This window comes from Streptomyces sp. NPDC079141, from assembly GCF_040686775.1.
In the GTDB taxonomy this organism is placed as follows: Bacteria; Actinomycetota; Actinomycetes; order Streptomycetales; family Streptomycetaceae; genus Streptomyces.
In genome coordinates, this window is the sequence record NZ_JBFBLP010000001.1 from 457,157 (window position 1) to 474,507 (window position 17,351).

General features: G+C 73.1%; 10 protein-coding genes. 4 read left to right on the forward strand and 6 right to left on the reverse strand.

Translation table 11 applies throughout. The features are described from left to right. Nucleotides 1-3 precede the first annotated feature (3 nt). Together AB0Q90_RS02125 and fxsT are read left to right on the forward strand one after the other, a co-directional pair. Nucleotides 4-957, forward strand: a complete 954-nt coding sequence (locus AB0Q90_RS02125; RefSeq protein ID WP_363164727.1) for a MoxR family ATPase — start codon at nucleotides 4-6, stop codon at nucleotides 955-957. After that, nucleotides 954-4,805, forward strand: coding sequence for an FxSxx-COOH system tetratricopeptide repeat protein (gene fxsT / locus AB0Q90_RS02130; protein ID WP_363164728.1), 3,852 nt, complete (start codon nucleotides 954-956; stop codon nucleotides 4,803-4,805). The genes AB0Q90_RS02125 and fxsT overlap by 4 nt, the downstream gene beginning before the upstream one ends. On the opposite strand, the gene AB0Q90_RS02135 is transcribed toward fxsT, so the two are convergent. The 6 genes from AB0Q90_RS02135 to AB0Q90_RS02160 form a co-directional block, all read right to left on the reverse strand. Next, nucleotides 4,733-6,652: an HEXXH motif domain-containing protein gene (locus AB0Q90_RS02135; RefSeq protein WP_363164729.1), complete on the reverse strand. Its 1,920-nt coding sequence runs from the start codon at nucleotides 6,650-6,652 to the stop codon at nucleotides 4,733-4,735. The genes fxsT and AB0Q90_RS02135 overlap by 73 nt on opposite strands. Beyond that, on the reverse strand, nucleotides 6,639-6,821 hold the full coding sequence (locus tag AB0Q90_RS02140) for a hypothetical protein (RefSeq protein WP_363164730.1): 183 nt from the start codon (nucleotides 6,819-6,821) through the stop codon (nucleotides 6,639-6,641). Before AB0Q90_RS02140 ends, AB0Q90_RS02135 begins: the two co-directional genes overlap by 14 nt. A 55-nt stretch (nucleotides 6,822-6,876) precedes the next feature. Continuing rightward, entirely contained in the window at nucleotides 6,877-7,128 is a 252-nt protein-coding gene (locus AB0Q90_RS02145; RefSeq protein ID WP_363164731.1) for a hypothetical protein, read from the reverse strand. Between the two features lie 170 nt (nucleotides 7,129-7,298). Further along, nucleotides 7,299-8,417: a hypothetical protein gene (locus AB0Q90_RS02150; protein ID WP_363164732.1), complete on the reverse strand. Its 1,119-nt coding sequence runs from the start codon at nucleotides 8,415-8,417 to the stop codon at nucleotides 7,299-7,301. Between the two features lie 34 nt (nucleotides 8,418-8,451). Next, a complete protein-coding gene (locus AB0Q90_RS02155) occupies nucleotides 8,452-10,695 on the reverse strand; it encodes a glycoside hydrolase family 9 protein (RefSeq protein ID WP_363164733.1) in 2,244 nt (747 codons plus the stop codon). 152 nt (nucleotides 10,696-10,847) lie between these two features. Then, nucleotides 10,848-13,949, reverse strand: a complete 3,102-nt coding sequence (locus tag AB0Q90_RS02160) for a glycoside hydrolase family 2 TIM barrel-domain containing protein (RefSeq protein ID WP_363164734.1) — start codon at nucleotides 13,947-13,949, stop codon at nucleotides 10,848-10,850. A 245-nt stretch (nucleotides 13,950-14,194) separates the two neighbouring features. Between AB0Q90_RS02160 and AB0Q90_RS02165 the strand changes: the two genes are divergently transcribed. Further along, the gene (locus AB0Q90_RS02165) at nucleotides 14,195-16,567 is read left to right on the forward strand and encodes a SpoIIE family protein phosphatase (protein ID WP_363164735.1); all 2,373 of its coding nucleotides are present in this window, start codon (nucleotides 14,195-14,197) and stop codon (nucleotides 16,565-16,567) included. Nucleotides 16,568-16,684: 117 nt separating this feature from the next. Continuing rightward, on the forward strand, nucleotides 16,685-17,335 hold the full coding sequence (locus AB0Q90_RS02170) for a DUF4232 domain-containing protein (protein ID WP_363164736.1): 651 nt from the start codon (nucleotides 16,685-16,687) through the stop codon (nucleotides 17,333-17,335). Nucleotides 17,336-17,351 lie beyond the last annotated feature (16 nt).

The following is a 17,351-nucleotide window of genomic DNA, read 5'->3' on the forward strand; positions in this document are numbered from 1 at the left end:
CCCATGGACTCGTGGTGGCTCTATCGCGGCACCGGCGTGCCGCTGAGCCAGGCCGAGCGCGATCGCCGCTGGCCCGCTCCGCCACCCTGGCGAACCTTCTCCGGCGCGCCCGAAGGTCCTGAGCCGCCCCGGCCGGACGAGACGGCAACCAGGATGCTGGGGCCCGCCGACACCCCGTGGGCGGCCGATCCCGAAGAGGTGCTGCGGGTCAACCTCGCGCTCCGGTTGCGCCGCCCGCTGCTGGTCGGCGGCGCGCCGGGCTCCGGCAAGTCGGCGCTGGCGTACCGGATCGCACGCGAACTGGGTCTGGGGCCGGTGCTGCGCTGGCGGATCACCGGCGGCAGCACCCTGCGGGACGGGCTGTACGGTCCCGCGGGCGCCGGTTCGGTGCGCCTGGGCCCGCTGGGGACCGCCCTGCTGGCGCGTCGATTACCGCGTGTCGTCCTGGTCGACGATCTCGACCGGGGCGGTTTCGACCTGCCCGACGAACTGCTGGGCGTCCTGGAGGACGGCGAGTTCACCATTCCCGAGCTCCTCGGCTCCCCCGACGGGACGGACTCCGGCTCCCTGGTCCACACCTGCGAGGCGGGCGGCACGGCGACGGTTCGGCACGCGCGCGTGCGCTGCCACGAGCCGCCCCTCGTCGTCGTCACGACCGGCGGCGAGCGGGACCTGTCGCCGTCCTTCCTGCGGCACTGTGTGTCCCTGGAGCTGGCGCCGCCGGCCCGGGAGCGGCTGGCGGCGCTGGTCCGGGCGCGCTTCCCCGCCCTGCCCGCGGCGGATGCCGACACGCTGCTCGACCTGGCCGTGGACGGTTCCGGACCGGTGACCGGACCGCTCCTCGACGCCCTGCATCTGCTCGACGCGGGTGCGCCCGGCGGAAGCCGGGAAGGAATCGAGGATGGGGAGGCAGCCCTCGACGCCGTCTGGCGATGGGTTGCCGTGGAGGGGCCATGACGTCCTTCGACGGCCGGGGCGGGTGCGCTCCCTGGACGGACCCCGGGCGCTGGACGGACATCGCCGACGCGCAGGGCGCGCTGCGCGCGCTGCGGGGGTTTGGCGGACCACACCCCTGGGACGTGGTCGTGGCGGTGGACACCGACCCCGGGATGGCCGTCTGGCAGGACACGGCCGCGGAGCTCACCGAACTGCTGCGCCGTTCACGTGCCTTCCGCCGCGTGGACCGGTGCGGTCTGCGCACACGGCCACCGGGACGCGGGCCCGCCCCGCTGCCGGGACGGCTCACGCTGGTGGTCACGGACGGCAACGCGCCCGGCTGGCGCACCGGCGCCCTGGGACCCGTACTGCACCGGTGGGCGCGATCCGGCCCGCTGGCCGTCGTCCAACTGCTGCCCCACCAGGCCTGGCCAGAGGCCGGCATCCCGACCTGGCCGCTGTCGCCGCGGTCGGCGGGCCCCGGGGCACCCAACCGCGAACTCGGGACGCGGGCAAGGGCAATGGGGCTCGGCACGCCCGGGGAGGCGACGGACGCCACCTCGTATCTGCCGGTGCCCGTACTGGAGTTGACTCCCCGCAGCCTGACGTCGTGGGTGCGGCTGATCACCGGTCCCCGGGGGACGTCGGTCCGGCTTCCGCTGACCTTCGTGGCCCCGGAGCAGGGTGGCCCGCCCCCGGAGCGACCCCGGTCCGGGGCCGCCGAACGTGTCGCGGCGTTCCGCCGGTCGGTGTCGCCGGAGGCCCTGGCGCTGGGCACGCTGATCGCCGCGACACCGCTGGCCGTCCCCCTGGTCCGGCGGGTGCTGACCCGGCTGCGGCCCCGGGCCCGGATCTCCGACTTCGTCCAGCTGCTCACCCATGGTCTGATCCACCCGGTCACCGGCCCGCCGCCCACGGCCGGTCCGCGGATCGCCTACGCCTTCGCGCCGGACGTCCGGGGCGAACTGCTCGCCGCGGGGCGGACCGAGGAGCTGCGGCAGGTCGTCGACCTGGTCGGCGAGGCCCTTGGGCCGTCGGCCCGGGGGCTGTGGCGGGTGCCCGAGCTGCTGGCCGGGCAGCACAGCCCGCCGCCGCGCCGGGCGGACGCCGAGACCCGCGCCTGGGCCGAGGCGGAGATCGCCGTACTGCATGCCCTGTCGGGTCCGCATGCCGCCCAGGCGCGGGCGCTGGAGCGCGAGATCGTGGCGGCCGGGGCCCCGCCGCTCCTCGCGGGCCCGGCCGATTCCGCCGGGAGAGCACCGGCGCCACCCCCTTCGCACCTCCGGAAGCAGGAGGAACTGGTGAACCAGCCGACCAACGGACCGCAGCCGCGCACCGACATCCCGCCCGGCGGGCCCCCGGTGCCGGCCGACCGGCGCTCCACCCCGGCCGTCTGGGGCAACGTGCCGCCGCGCAACCCCAACTTCACCGGCCGCGAGGAGCTGTTGGAGGCCCTGCACCGCAGGCTGCGCCGGGAGAAGGCGACGGCCGTGCTGCCCAACGCCCTGCACGGGATGGGCGGTGTCGGCAAGTCGCTGCTCGCCGTGGAGTACCTCTACCGCCACCTCGGCGACTACGACGTCGTCTGGTGGATCTCCGCCGAACGCACCGCCCAGATCGCACTGTCCCTGGTCCAGTTGGCCCCGCGGCTCGGCCTGAAGGCGGGCAGCGACGCCACCTGGTCCGTGACCGCCGTCCTGGAGGCGCTGCGCCGCGGAGAGCCCTACGACAACTGGCTGCTGGTCTTCGACAACGCCGACAGCCCCGAGGCCGTGCGCCCCTACTTCCCCTCCGGAGGGCCGGGCAACATCCTCGTCACCTCGCGCAATCCGCAGTGGGCGGGCGTCGCCAAGCCGCTGGAGGTGGACGTCTTCCGGCGGGAGGAGAGCGTGGACCTGCTGCGCCGGCGCGGCCCCGACATCAGCGACGAGGAGGCCGACCGCCTGGCGGAGGCCCTGGGCGATCTGCCGCTGGCCGTCGAACAGGCCGCCGCCTGGCGCGCCGAGACCGGGATGCCCGCGGACGAATACCTGCGGCTGCTGGACGAGAAGCAGGTCGACCTGCTCAGTCTCGGCGCACCGCTGGACTACCAGTTCCCCGTCATGGCCGCCTGGAACGTCTCACTGGACCATCTGGAGACCAAGAACCCCGCGGCCATGCAGCTGTTGCAGCTGTGCGCGTTCTGCGCGCCCGAGTCCATCTCCCGCAATCTGTTCGCGGGACGCCGGGGCGCCACCATCACCCCCCAGCTCGACGCGGTCCTGCAGGACCCGATCCGCCTCGGCCAGGCGATCCGGGAGATCGGCCGGCACTCGCTGGCCCGGTTCGACTTCCGCACCAACTCCCTCCAGATGCACCGGCTCGTCCAGGCGGCGCTGATCGCCCGGATGACGGAGGCCGAGCAGCAGCGCATGCGGCAGGGCACCCATCTGCTGCTGGCGGCCCATGATCCCGCCGACCCGCACGACGTGAACCACTGGCCGCGCTACGGCGAGCTGTACCCGCACCTGATCGTCTCGGAGGCCGTCCGGTCCACCGACCGGTGGGTGCGCGCGCTGATCGTCAACGAGGTGCGGTACCTGTGCCGTTCGGGGAACTTCGACGCCGCGCTGCAACTGGCGCAGTCCGCCTACGAGGCCTGGCGGCAGGACAGCGGGGAGGACAACTCGCAGACCCTGGAGGTGTCCCGGTGGCTGGGCGTCGTGCTGTTCAGCATGGGCCGGTACGCCGAGACGGCGGCCGTCAACGACCGGGTGCTGGACGCCTACCGGCGCACGGTCGGCGAGGACCACGAGGACACCCTCGCCGCGCTCGGCAACGTGGCGATAGACCGCCGGGTCAAGGGCAACTTCACGGCCGCCCTGGAACTGTCGGAGTCGGTGCACGAGCGCTATGTGCGGCTGCTCGGCCCCGAGGACCCCGAGACCCTGCGGGCCGCCCACAACCGGGGCGTCAGCCTCCGCCTCGCCGGGGACTTCGCCGCCGCACGCGAGCTCGACGCCGCGACCTGGGACAGCAAGCAGCGGCACTACGGCCAGGACCACGTGGTGAGCCTCATGACCTGGCTCGGCCTCGTCCTCGACATCCGTGAGCTCGGCGACTACCACACCGCCCTCACCCACCAGCGGGAGCTGACCGAGCGGGCCCTGCGCCTGCTCGGCCCCGACAACCCGTTCACCCTGTCCAGTCACCGGCACCTGGCGGTGGCGCTGCGCAAGGCCGGCCTGCACCAGGAGGCACGGGAGACGGCCGAGCGCGCCCAGGCGGCCCTGATCCGCCGGTACGGCGAGAACAACCCGGGTTCCATGGCGTCGACGCTGGAGCTGACGATCGACCTGCGGCACTCGGGCGAGCTCACCACCGCCCGCAATCTCGGCGTGCGGATCCACCAGAAGTACGCCGAGGCCTACGGGCCCGCGCATCCGCACACGCTGTCGGCCGAGGTGGACCTCTCCATCACACACCGGTTGCTCGGCGAGGCGGAGGCCGCGCGTGCCGCCGACGAGCGGGTGCTGGAGAAGTTCCGCCGGGCCCTTGGGCCGCGCCATCCGTCGTCCCTGGTGTGCGCGACCGACCTGGCCGGTGACCTGTACGAGCTGGGCGAGTACGCGGCGGCCCGGGAACTGGACGGCGAGACCCTCGATCTGTCCACCGAGGTGCTCGGACCGGACCATCCCTCCACCCTGGCCTGCGCCGCCAACCTCGCCCTGGACCTACGGGCGCTGGGCGAGCAGGAGGAGGCGGAACGCCTGCACAGTGCGACGGCGCAGCGGCTCGGCCGGTCGCTCGGGGCGGATCACCCCGTCGTCCGCCGGGCCTTGGGCAGGGAACACCGGGTGGACTGCGACATGGATCCGCTGCCGCTGTGAGCGCCGGCGCCGTCCCAGGCGCGGGCCAGCCAGTCGGCCAGCTCGACCGGCGGAACCGTCCTCCCGGACCGCCGGGTGATCGCACCGGAGACGGCGCGCAGCAGTTCCGGCCGCTCTCCCAGGGCGCGGTGGCCCGCGCCGGTCGCGCGGTCGGCGAGGACGAGTGCGAGTCCGCCCCAGGAGACGGGCCGCGCGGTGGTGGCCACCTCCCTCGTGTACCGGGCCTCGGCCTCCGTCAAATCGCCCGCGACGTATGCCAGGTCGGCTGCGGTGACCCCTTTGAGGTGCGTTCCTGCGGCGGCGAAGGCGGGCGGGTCCGCGATCTTCAGGCGGAGCAGGTTCGCGACGACATCCAGGCGGCGTCCTTCGGGGTCGGTACGGATGGTTCCACGGGCGTCCGCGGCGACGGCGCGCGGCGGTTCGGCGCCGCTCGTCCAGGAGTCCGCGGCCGCCCGCACCGTCTCCTCGTCGGGCACCACATGGTGGACCCGCCAGGCGGCCCGCTGGTGGGCCGCTGCCCGGGCCGCCGTCCGTACGGCCGACTCGGGCAGCGCCTCGTCGTGCCAGGACCGGAGGTCGGCCAGCAGGCCGCGCACGAGGGCCCGGCCGGTCGCGGTCAGGGCGGGCAGGGCGTCGAGCGTCTCCAGCACGGCACGGGACTGGCTCCGCCACAGTGCGAACTCGAACCGGGCGCGCTCAAGTGCGCTGCCCGTGTCGCGGGCGCAGCGCGTGCGCCAGAACCGGGCCACGCCGGAGAAGGCGAACGCGCCGTGCAGGACGCCGGTCAGCGGCCTCGGGTCGTCCCGCCAGGGTGCGTGGTAGAGGTCCGGGCAGTCACCGGTGAGCGGCGTCAGGTGCATGAGTCCGTTGAGCAGGGTATGCCGGAACTCGTGCACCAGCGTCACCGCGAACTCCACGGTGTCCTCGTGGTCCGGGCCGTCGGAGCCAGGCTCGGAGAGCATCACGCATCCGAACGCCTCCGAGGCCGAGGCACTGTCCGTCCGGAACCGCTCGCCCGCCGGCAGCGGTACGAGGGAAACCAGCCCCGCGGAGAGCGCCTGCGCACTCTCGCGGTGGTCCTCGACCAGCAGCGCCCAGGCCCGGTCGAGCGCGTACTGCCAGCGCCGCACGGCCGCCTCGTCCAGCCGGGCCGGTCTCGCCGCGCCCGCGACGACGGGATACAGGGCCAGATCGTCGACGGTGAGGGCGAGAGCGAGGCCCTGATGGCTGGTGGACAGCCGCCGCATGCCCCGCCAGCCCGCACCGTCCCTGGTGGCATCGGCCGGCACGTCCACCACGGGCCCGCCCTCCAGCCGCACTTGGGCCGCACCGCCGAGCGCGCTTACCTCGGCCAGAGCCCAGGGTTCCGCGTCGGCGGACCACGCCTGTCCCAGACACGGCAGAAGTACGGACCCTTCCCGGGCCGGTACGGCCATCCGGAAGTCGAGCCCGGCGAGGACGGCACCGGCCGCGGCCAGGGCGTGCAGCTGCCCGACGTCGGTCCACAGCGGGGCGTCGTCGTCCGCCGAACCGCGCAGCCTGCGCAGCACATGCGCCGCCCATAGCCCCGTCTGCGGGTCCATCAGCAGCCGGCGCACCGCGTCCGGGTTGCGGCGTTGGGCCCGCGCGAGCAGCTCCCACGCCTCACGCGCGGGTGCCAGCGCACCGACCGCCGCGGGCCGGGCGGCGACCTCGTCCACCAGCAGACGCAGCATCAGGAGGCGTCGGCTGTACTCGGCGTCGAGAAGTGTGTGCGCCACCTGGTCGCGTTCACCGGTGGAACAGAACATCCGGAGGAAGGCGCCGTCGAGTCGGTGACGGCCCAGCTCCCGGTCAGCCTCCGTCACTGCCGGCCCGGGTGCTGAACGACCGGTCGACGCTGTCGAGCAGCACGTCCATCGCGGGCCGCAGCGCCGCGTGACTGACCTGGGGAAGGTCCTCCAGCGTCAGATGGGACAGTCGGGGCAACCAGGAGTCGACGCTCGCGGACTCCGCCGCTTCACGGGGCTCGTACATGGGGCCCGAGCTTATGGGACCGACAGCCGGGATGCGTAAGCGACGTGACGGCCGATCAGGCCGGATGCCCCGTGACCTCGACGATCAGGCCGTAGGCCCGCTCGGCCTCAGGGCTTCCCTCCGCGCAGAACAACACCGCCTCCGCGAGCTTGCGCAGTGCCCCGGGGCGCCGCCAGCAGGTGCTGATGATGCTGATCGTGTCGAGGCGCGAGCGGCGGTCGCGACGAATGGCGGACCGCACACTGCTCGGCAACAGGCCCAGGATCACCTCGCGGCCGCCCGGCTCCGCGAACTCCTCGACCGCCATCAGGGCGTCCACCAAGGGCCGGAGCTGCTGCGGGGTGAGGTCGGCCGGGCTGTCGAGAGGCGCTGCGACGGGGTCCCGGGAGTCCGCCGGTTCGCGAGGCTCGTGTATAGGGCCGGATGCTAAGCCACCGACGGCCGACGCGCAGTCCGGGGCGTGACCCGGTACCAGTTTTACGGACCGGTCACCTCGACGATCAGTCCGTGCACCCGCTCCGCCCCCGCCCCGCCCCCCGCACACAACAACACCGCCTCCCCCAACTCCCGCAGCGCCCCAGGCCGCCGCGCACACGTGCGCACGATGCTGATCGTGTCCAGACGTGCTCGGCTGTGCCGGGGAATGGCGGCGCGGACGCCGGTCCTGAGCAGGCCGAGGATCTCCTCCCGGCCGTGCGGTTCCACGAACTCCGGGACCGCCAGCAGAGCGTCCGTCAGGGTGCGGAGGCGGTCCGGGGTGAGGTCGGTGTCCTGCTCGGGGACGCGGCCGTCGGCATGGCCGAGGGAGAGGAGCTGGCCCTCGTCGCCGTCCCAGGTGCGCGACCAGACGTAGGTGGGTGTCTGCTGCGGCAGGCCCGCGGCGCGCAGGTGGGTGAAGCGGTCGCGCAGGCGGTCCATGACCGCGCCGGGGTCCGGTGGCCAGGCGGCGTCGTCGGCGAGGACGGCCAGGGCCTCGCGGCTGAACAGGCCGGTGCGGGAGGGGGTGAGGTTGGCTGCGGCCTCGCCGGGGCGTACGGCGAAGAGGACGGCCTGATTGCGGGCGGTCACCGGGCTGGCGGCGCCGTAGTCCTCGTGCGGCAGCAGGCGGCGGGCGCGCCACGGATCGCGCAGGCTCTGGCAGGCGTCGACGAGCCAGATCTGGCGAGGGTGGCCGCGTGCGGAGCGGTAGTACGTCAAGAGCGCGTCGAAGTCGAGGTTGAGGGGGTCGTGGGCGGTGGCGTCCGCGTAGAGCAGTCTGCGTCGGCCCTCGGCGTCCACGACGCCGTGGCCGCCCCACACGACCCACAGCAGGTCGCTCGGGGCCGCCGTGACGGTTCTGAGCAGCGTGCGGTGCACCGTGGCACGGTCGGCCTCCAGCACGGGGTACGGCAAGTCGTCCGGTTTCGGGGCGCGAGCCGACAGCAGTGCGGTGATCCGCTCGGGCGGCACACCTCGGGACATGAACCACTCGGCGAACCGCAGCGCGTCGGCCACGGGCCCGTCGAGATCCCAGGCCGGCCCCGCCTCGTAGCGGTCGATGCCCACCACGACAACGGTGGTGCGGCGCGGATCGACCTGCGGTGCCGGTGAGTTCATGCCTTCAGTGTGCCGCCCGGGCGGCCTCAGCGGGTCAGCCTTGGTCGGCCACGAAGGACGCCATGCGGGTCAGGGCCGAGTTCCAGTTGATGGTGTGTTCGTTGGTCGACCAGGACTGGATGTCGTCGATGTAGCAGAACTGGCCGACGCAGCCCTGGAGTTTGCTCTGTGCGTAGGGGTCCTGGATGCCGGAGTTCGGCCCGCCGGCCAGCGTGCCCTGCGGCGGGTTCGGCTGGCTCGGGTCGAGTTGACGGGCGTACCAACGGGCGTGCTGGTTATGGGAGTTGACCTCGCCGTAGCCGGTGACGTACGACATGTTGAGCGCGTTGCGGCCGAGGAGGTAGTCCATGCTCTGCAGCGCGCCGTCCCGGTACTTCGAGCCTCCGGTGATGTCGTACGCGGTGGCGATGACCACGGCGTTGTGGAGGACCTGGTGGTTGGAGCCCCAGTCGTAGAGGTTGTCGGCGGGGGCGTAGGGCATGCCGTACGGGTGTGACTTCAGGGTGGTCAGGTAGCCGTCCGCCCCCTTGATCACGGACTGACGCACCTTGTCGCGGCCGGGCAGTCTGCTGGGTACGGTCGCCAGGTCGAGCCGGGCCGCCGCGGCCGTGCGGGCCCAGTCGTAGCCGAGGGGGCCGAAGATGTCGGCGGTGTGGAGGGGCGAGTTGAGAACACGGTCCGCGAACTCCTTCTCGCCGGTGGTGAGATACAGCTCGGCCGCCGCCCAGTAGAACTCGTCGGTGACGTTGTTGTCGGCGTAGGTGCCGCCGCCGATGCCGTCACTCTCGGAGGCGTAGCGGTCCGGGTGCGCGAGCGCCGCCGCCCAGGCCTTGCGGGCGGCCGCCAGGTTCTTCGCCGCGAACTCCTTGTCGTACGGCTTGTACAGGCGCGCGGCCTGCGCGGCCGCCGCCGCCAGATTGAGGGTCGCCGCGGTGGACGGCGGGTGCAGCTCACGCTTCTGCGGGTCGTCGTGCGGCATCAGCGGCAGGCCGGTCCACTGCTCGTCGTGGATCTTGTGATGTGCCATGCCGGCCAGCGGCTGTCCCGCGGGCACCTGCATCTTCAGCAGGAACTCCAGCTCCCAGCGGACCTCGTCGAGGAGGTCGGGAACCTTGTTGCCGCTCTCGGGGATGGCGAGCGTGCCGTCGCCCAGCTTCTCCGGCCGGCCGGTGCGGGCGTGCAGGGCGCGCTCGTAGGTGCTCAGCAGCTCCCACACCGAAATGCCGCCGTTGACGACGTACTTGCCGTGGTCGCCCGCGTCGTACCAGCCGCCGGTGACGTCGAGCGTGTAGTCGCACACGCCCGGCTGGCAGGGCACCGCGCCGTCGCCCTGGTTGGGCGCGACGTCGACATGGCCGGCGGGGCGGGCGTAGCCCGGGCGCAGGTCGTCGCGGATCGCGATGCCGCTGCGCTGGGTGTAGTAGTACTTCGCGGCGTCCAGGCGCAGCCGTTCGTAGGCGGCCGTCCCGATGTCGAAGGGGCGGCTCGTCTCTCCGTCGGCGACCAGGGTGAGGCCGCCGGCCTGCTTGCGGTAACCGCCGAAGTCGATGGAGTGGACGTTCTGGGCGGAGGAGGCGTCGGTGCCGCGCGGCACGGTCCAGCCCTGGGCGACCACGGCCCCGGAGGCGTTCTTCAGCTGCCAGGGCAGTTTCCCGGTGGCGTCGGTGACCAGGGTGGCGTTCTTCGGCCCGGCGGGCAGATAGGCGACCTGGTTCACGCGCACGCGCGGGCCGGTGTCCGGTTCGTAGACCTCGGGCGGCACTCCGCCGAGCAGCGACACGTCGTCCATGCAGAAGCGCCAGGCGTCCGGGCTGCCGCCGAGCTGGAAGGCGACCTGCCCCTGGGCGGTGTCGACGGGCGAGGTGAAGGTGTACGTGTAGGAGTTCCCGGAGACGCTCAGTTCCGGCGTCACCTCGAAGTAGGTGTCGTACGGCGCGGCCGACAGGCCGACGATCGCGCGCGCCACGTGCCCCTCGGGGGCGCCGTTCGCGGTGAAGGAGAAGCGGTAGGTCTCGCCCTTGACCAGGGCTATGTCGTTCTGGCCGACGCCGGCGTCCCAGCGGTTGGCGGTGCCGCCGGGGACGTTCGCGCAGAGCTGTCCGTCGGACAGGGCGGTGGTGACGTTGCTCGTCGCCCACCACGGTTCGGTGGTCGTGTCGAAGGTGCCGTTCTTGAGCTGCTCGACCTCCTCGGCGCCTGCCGTTGCGGTCGGCAGCGCGGTAAGTCCCGCCGCCAGCAGGGCAGTCAGGGACAACAGGGTCGTTCTGCGTCGTTTCACGCCTGGGCTCCTCGGGGAGGTACGGGTGACGCTCGCGATGGGAGCGCTCCCATTTACTGACGTACGCCATGGTTGTTCCAGTCATGACACGGCGTCAACGGTCCGGACGGGACTGGTGGGAGCACTTCCCGCCCGGACCGCGCGCGCCCCGGTCAGACGCCCGGCGCCGCCAGCCTGCTGATGCACAGCGCCCCGCGCGCCTCGCCGGGGTGACGGCTGGTCAGCGTCAGGCGCAGCCGGGAGCCGCGCACCGCGTCGAAGGCGATCACCGTCGGCGCGTCCGAGGCGGTGGCCCAGTCGACGGAGGCCCCGGTGACGGGCGCCCACCTGCGGCCGTCCCAGATGGCGGCCTCGACGGAGGCGGGCAGGGTGTGTCCGGCGTCGACGGTGAAGGACACCTCGACCCGGTCCAGGGTCCGCGCCCGTCCGAAGTCCACGGAGACCCAGTCCTCGGCGCGGGCGCCGTCGAAGGCGGGCAGCAGGGCCGTCGGTGCCTTGTGGAAGGCGTTGGACCAGCCGGTGGCCGGGTCGCCGTCGAGCATGGCAGCCGGGAGGGTGTCCGGGCGGCCGGAGTAACTGGCGTCCGCGTGCGGGTATTTCGGCGGTTCGGGCTGGTCCGGCGCGAAGTCCGCGGCCGGGGTCAGCGCGACCTGGTCGGCGTGCGTGGTGCGCACGGTGAGGGTGCCCGCGCGCAGGCCCTCGGCCCGTGCGGTCACCGTCAGTTCGCCCGCCTTCGTGCCGGACCGCACGATCGCGAGTGCCTTGCCGTGGAAGGCGGTCCGGGTGCTCGCCTGGTACCGTTCGGCGCTCTCCTGGCGGCCGTTGTCGAGCCCGGCGAGCGAGCCTCCGCGCACGTCGAAGGCGAGGAGGTCCTCGGCGTCGGGGACCGGCACGCCCCGGGCGTCGACGACCTCGGCGGTCACGAAGACCAGTGAACGGCCGTCGGCGGCAAGGGACTTGCGGTCGGCGGTGAGCCGTACGGAGTGCGGCCGGCCGGCGGTGCGCAGCACGTCGGTCGCGACGACCCTGCCCTCGCTGCGCGCCACCGCCTTCAACTCGCCCGGCTCGTAGGCCACTTTCCAGGTCAGGTGGAGTTTGCCGGCGCTGCCGTTGGGGCTGGTGTAGCTGCCGGGGTAGGGGCCGTCGGTGAAGGTCTTGTCGTCGCCGGTGGCCTCGGTGGTCTCCAGGTAGACCCGGCCGTCGACCGTCTCCTTGGTGTCGAAGGTCCGGGTGCCCAGGGACCGGCCGTTGAGGAAGAGTTCGACGGTGTCGACGTTGGAGTACGCCCACACCTCGACCGTGTCGCCCGCCTCGTGGTTCCAGGTCGTCGGCAGCAGGTGGACCATGGGCTCGCTCGTCCACTGGCTCCGGAACAGGTAGTACATGTCCTTGGGGAAGCCTGCCGTGTCGACCGCGCCGAAGAAGGACGCCTTCACCGGGAACACGTCGTACGGCGTGGGCTCGCCGATGTAGTCGATGCCCGACCACAGGAACTGCCCCGTGAACCACTTGCGGTCGCGGTCCTTCTTGTGCCCGTACTCCCCGCTCATGGTCCAGGAGGCGAGGTTGTTGTCGTACGAGGAGGTCGCCCGCCGGCCCGGGGTGTAGTTCTCGCCGGTGTTGAGGCGTTCGGGCTCCTGGTAGGTGCCGCGGGTGGAGGTCTCCGAGGAGGACTCGGACTCGAAGAGGAACAGGTGCGGGTAGGCCGCGTGCAGGGCGTCCACGGACTTGGCGGTGTTGTAGTTGAGGCCGAGACCGTCCAGCTTGGCCAGCATCAGGTCGGCCGCCGAGCCCTTGGCGGGCAGCCGCCGGTACTTGTCGGAGCCGATGACGAGCGGCCGGGTGGCGTCGGCGGCCTTGATGGCGTCGATGACGCGGTCGGCCATGGCGAGGCCGGCGGTGGAGGTGGAGTCGGGGACCTCGTTGCCGATGGACCACAGGACGACGGCGGGCGAGTTGCGGGCCGCCAGCACCATCTCGGTGGCGTCCTTGGCACCCCATTCGTCGAAGAACCGCCCGTAGTCGTAGCGGTTCTTGCCCGTCCGCCAGCAGTCGAAGGCCTCGACCATCATGATGACGCCCATCTCCTCGCAGACCTGGATCACCTCCGGGGCGGGCGGATTGTGGGAGGTGCGCAGGGCGTTGACGCCCATGGACCGCATGATCGTCATCTGTCTGCGGACCGCGTCGATGCTCACCGCGGCACCGAGCGCGCCCAGGTCGTGGTGGAGGTCGACGCCCCGGATCTTGGTGTGGGAGCCGTTGAGGAAGAAGCCCTCGTTCGCGTCGAAGCGGAAGGTGCGGATGCCGAAGGGGGTGCGGTAGGTGTCGACGGTCTCGCCGCCGACGCGGAGTTCGGTGTGCAGGGTGTAGCGGTGCGGCGCGGCGAAGTCCCACAACCGCGGTTCGGGGACGGTGAGTTCATGGGTCGCGGTCGCCCAGTCTGTGACGGCGACGGTGGTGGACGCACGGGCCACGGTGCGGCCGCCGGGGCCGGCTATGCGGGAGACGACCTCGACGTCGGTGCCGCTGCCGGAGGCGTTGACCACCGAGGTCCGCACGCGGACGACGGCCCGTTCCTCGGTGACGTCCGGGGTCGTGACGTATGTGCCCCAGCGCGCCACGTGCACCGGTTCGGTGACGACGAGCCGGGCCTCGCGGTAGATGCCGCTGCCGGAGTACCAGCGGCTGCTGGGCAGCTGGTTCTGCACCTTGACCGCGAGGACGTTCTCGGTGGTGCCGTCGGTGTGCAGCAGGTCGGTCAGGTCCAGGGCGAAGCCGGTGTAGCCGTAAGGGTGCCGACCGACCTCCTCGCCGTTGCAGTGGACGTACGAGTCCATGTAGACGCCGTCGAACTCCACCGAGATCCGCTTGCCGGCGAGCGTGGGCGGCAGGGTGAAGGCCAGGCGGTACCAGCCGAGGCCGCCGGGGAAGAAGCCGGTGCCGCTGGTGGTGCCGTGCTCGGTGGTCGGGGCGAGCTCGATCGACCAGTCGTGCGGGACGGCGACCTCCCGCCAGGCCGAATCGTCGTGTCCGGGGTCGGCGGCGTCGGCGTACGCGCCGGTCGGGTCGGTGATCCCGCCCGGGTTGACCAGCGCGAAGCGCCAGCCGTCGCGCAGCGGGACGGTGTGGCGGCCGGAACGGCCCCCGGCGCCCGCTGCGGTCTCGGCGGCCTGCGCCGGAGCGCCCAGCAGCGCTCCGGCCGCGGGCGCGGCCGTGGAGGCGATCAGTACCGATCTGCGTGTGACCGTCATGGCGGCTCTCCCTCATCAGGGCCCAGAAGTACTCACAACTGATCGTGAACACACAGATTCTGACGGGATGCCACACAACATCGTCAAGGGTCGGGGAGAGCCCTGGGCGCCCCGTGCCGGTTTCCCGGTCTCGCTCGTTCGACCGCCCGCACAGGGGTTCCCGTCCGCCGAAGGCCCGGACGCACTAGGCTGGAACTCAAGTGACGCGCCTGTTCACTGTGAGTGTCCGCGTTGGAGTGGCGACGATGACCCCGCACGACCCGTTCGACGACGCCGCAACGGCTCGGGCTGTCATCGATCAGCACGGCACCCTGCTGGAGTGGAACGCCGGTGCCCGGCGTCTGCTGGGCTGGCCGCCCGCCGAGGTCGTGGGCCGGCCCGCCGCCGACCTGGTGGTCGACGGCGCCGTGCCCGCCCCGACGGGCCCCCGCTGGCACGGCACGCTCGCGCTGCGCCACCACGACGGCCACACCGTGCGGGTCTGGCTGCTGGCCCACCACCGGCCGCCCCACGGCGGCCGCGCGGCCCACTGGCTCGTGGTCACCCCGCTGGAGGGCCGCGCCCCCCGCTCCCCGGACGACCCGCTGTCCTCGGCGCTCATCCAGTCCCCGTGCGCCGTCGCCGTCTACGACGAGCGGCTGCGGCTGAGCCGGGTCAACGACGCCATGGCCGAGGTGATCGGGCTGCCCGAGGAGCGCATCCGGGGGCTGCGGCTGTCCGAGATCGGCGGCAAGACGCAGAGCGAGGAGCTGGAGGAGCACCTGGCACGGGTGCTGGCCACCGGGCGGGCCCAGGACGTGCAGACGTACATGCGTACCGGCGGCGAGGAGCGCGCCCACGCCTGGCTGGCCCGGATGGCGCCGGTCACCGATGCCGACGGGCGGGTGCACGGGGTGTGCCTGGCCGCCCACGACTTCACCGAGAACTACCTCGCCCGGGAGCGGCTCCAGCTGGTCAACGAGGCGAGCGTCCGCATCGGCAGCACCCTCGACGTCACCCGAACGGCGCAGGAGCTCGCGGATGTGTGCGTGCCCGCGCTCGCGGACTTCGTCAGCGTGGACCTGCTCGACCCGCAGGGTCAGGGCGGCGAACCGCCCACGCCGCTCGTCGCCCCGGTGGGTCTGCGCCGCGCCGCCCACCAGTCGGTGAACCCGGGCAGCCCCGAGGCGGTGGTCAAACCGGGGCAGCTGGAGTTCTACCCCGCCGAGTCCCCGCAGGCCGCCTCGCTGACGGCGGGCCGGTCCGTCGTCGCCTCGGTGCCCACCGGCCAGCTCGACGACTGGCTGCGCCAGGACTCGGCCCGCAGCGAACGGGTGAGGGAGTACGGCATCCACTCCACGATGTCGGTGCCGATCCAGGCCCGTGGCCTGACCCTCGGCGTCGCCGTGCTGACCCGGTTCCGCAGGCCGGACCCCTTCACCGACGACGACGTCCTGCTGGCCGAGGAGATCACCGCTCGCGCGGCCGTGTGCGTCGACAACGCCCGCCGCTACTCCCGCGAGCGCGAGACCGCCCTCGCCCTCCAGCGCAGCCTGCTGCCCCGGACGCTGCCACGCACCGCCGCCGTCGAAGCGGCCTCCCGCTACCTCCCGGCGGCACGCTCGGGCGTCGGCGGGGACTGGTTCGACGTGATCCCGCTGTCCGGGATGCGGGTCGCCCTGGTCGTCGGCGACGTAGTCGGTCACGGCGTCCAGGCCTCGGCCACCATGGGCCGGCTGCGTACCGCCGTACGCACCCTCGCCGACATCGACCTGGCCCCCGACGAGCTGCTCACCCACCTCGACGACCTGGTGGTCCGGCTGTCGGCGGAGGCGGGCAGCGAGGGCAGCCCCGGCGAGGTCGGCGCCACCTGTCTGTACGCGGTGTACGACCCCGTCTCGCGGCGCTGCACCCTGGCCCGGGCGGGCCACCCCTCGCCCGTGCTGGTCCCGCCGGCCGGAGCGCCCCGGCAGCTCGACCTGCCCGCGGGGCCGCCGCTGGGCCTCGGCGGACTGCCCTTCGAGTCGGCCGAGCTGGACCTGCCCGAGGGCACCGTGCTGTCGTTCTACACCGACGGTCTGATCGCGAGCCGCGAGCGCGATCCCGACGCCGGGCACGCGCTGCTGAGCGAGGCACTGTCGGCCCCCGCCGACTCGCTGGACGAGACCTGCGACCGGATCCTGCACATGCTGCTGCCGCCGGGCGGGGTCGCCGACGACGTCGCGCTGCTGCTGGCGCGCACCCGGGGGCTGCCCGCGTCGCAGGTGGCCACCTGGGACATCCCGGCCGATCCGGCGCTGGTCGCACCGATCCGCAAGCAGGTCGTCGAGCAGCTCGACCTGTGGGAGCTGAGCGAGGCGTCGTTCACGGCCGAGCTGGTGGTGAGCGAGCTGGTGACCAACGCCATCCGGTACGGCTCCCAGCCCATCAGGCTGCGGCTCATCCACGACGCGGCCACCCTGATCTGCGAGGTCTCCGACAGCAGCCACACGGCCCCGCATCTGCGCCGGGCCAAGACCTGGGACGAGGGCGGGCGCGGGCTGCTGCTGGTCGCCCAGCTCACCCAGCGCTGGGGCAGCCGGCACACCACCGACGGCAAGACGATCTGGGCCGAGCTGGCCCTTGTCGACGAGGAGTGACCCGGCCGGTAAGCCTCTGGGTTTCCCCTTGCGTGCGGCGGACACTCAACAAGAGGCACCACCCGTCGGGCACCGACTGACGAACCTTCAGCAGCGCTTTCAGGAGCGTGAAGAACCATGGCGAACACGTCCTCCTCCGCACGCAGGGCCGCCCTGGTCGCGAGCGCGGTCGCGGTGCTCGGGGCACTGACCGCGTGCGGCACCGAGGGCACGACGACCGCCCCGCAGCAACTGCCCGCCCCGTCCGACACCCCCGCCGGAACGCCGTCGAGCAGCAGCCCGAGCGACCGGGCCGCCGCCACCGAACCGGCCTCCCCCACCCCGTCCGCGGCCGGGACCACGGTCACCGAGGGCCGCTGCCGCACCACCGAGCTGCGCGCCGAGGTCGGCCGCGTCGACCCGGGCGCCGGCCAGCGGAACTTCCCGATCGTCCTGACCAACGCCTCCGACCGCACCTGCACGGTCTACGGCTATCCCGGCGCCGCCTTCGTCGACGCCTCGGGCGCCCAGCTGGGCCCGGACCCCGAGCGCTCCCCCGGCTCCCCCGCGTCCGTGACCCTGGCGCCGGGCAGCAGCGCCTGGGCGGGGCTGTCGTTCAGCAGCCCGCAGATCAGCGGGGCCCGCACCGCCCGCCCCGCAGCACTGCTGGTGACCCCGCCGGACGAGCGGGAACCGCTCGAAGTGCCGTGGACGGCCGGTGCGGTGCCGGTGTCCGGCAACGCCTCCACGGTGCACCTCACCGTGTTCGCGCCGGGCGCGGGGCCCTGAGCGGTCCGCAGGGGGC

Excerpts from the sequence above, each read along its gene's own strand:
- AB0Q90_RS02150 (WP_363164732.1), bottom strand. The coding sequence starts at position 8,417 with ATGAACTCACCGGCACCGCAGGTCGATCCGCGCCGCACCACCGTTGTC.
- fxsT (WP_363164728.1), top strand. The coding sequence starts at position 954 with ATGACGTCCTTCGACGGCCGGGGCGGGTGCGCTCCCTGGACGGACCCC.
- AB0Q90_RS02170 (WP_363164736.1), top strand. The coding sequence starts at position 16,685 with ATGGCGAACACGTCCTCCTCCGCACGCAGGGCCGCCCTGGTCGCGAGC.
- AB0Q90_RS02125 (WP_363164727.1), top strand. The coding sequence starts at position 4 with ATGGACTCGTGGTGGCTCTATCGCGGCACCGGCGTGCCGCTGAGCCAG.
- AB0Q90_RS02160 (WP_363164734.1), bottom strand. The coding sequence starts at position 13,949 with ATGACGGTCACACGCAGATCGGTACTGATCGCCTCCACGGCCGCGCCC.
- AB0Q90_RS02140 (WP_363164730.1), bottom strand. The coding sequence starts at position 6,821 with ATGTACGAGCCCCGTGAAGCGGCGGAGTCCGCGAGCGTCGACTCCTGG.
- AB0Q90_RS02165 (WP_363164735.1), top strand. The coding sequence starts at position 14,195 with ATGACCCCGCACGACCCGTTCGACGACGCCGCAACGGCTCGGGCTGTC.
- AB0Q90_RS02145 (WP_363164731.1), bottom strand. The coding sequence starts at position 7,128 with ATGGCGGTCGAGGAGTTCGCGGAGCCGGGCGGCCGCGAGGTGATCCTG.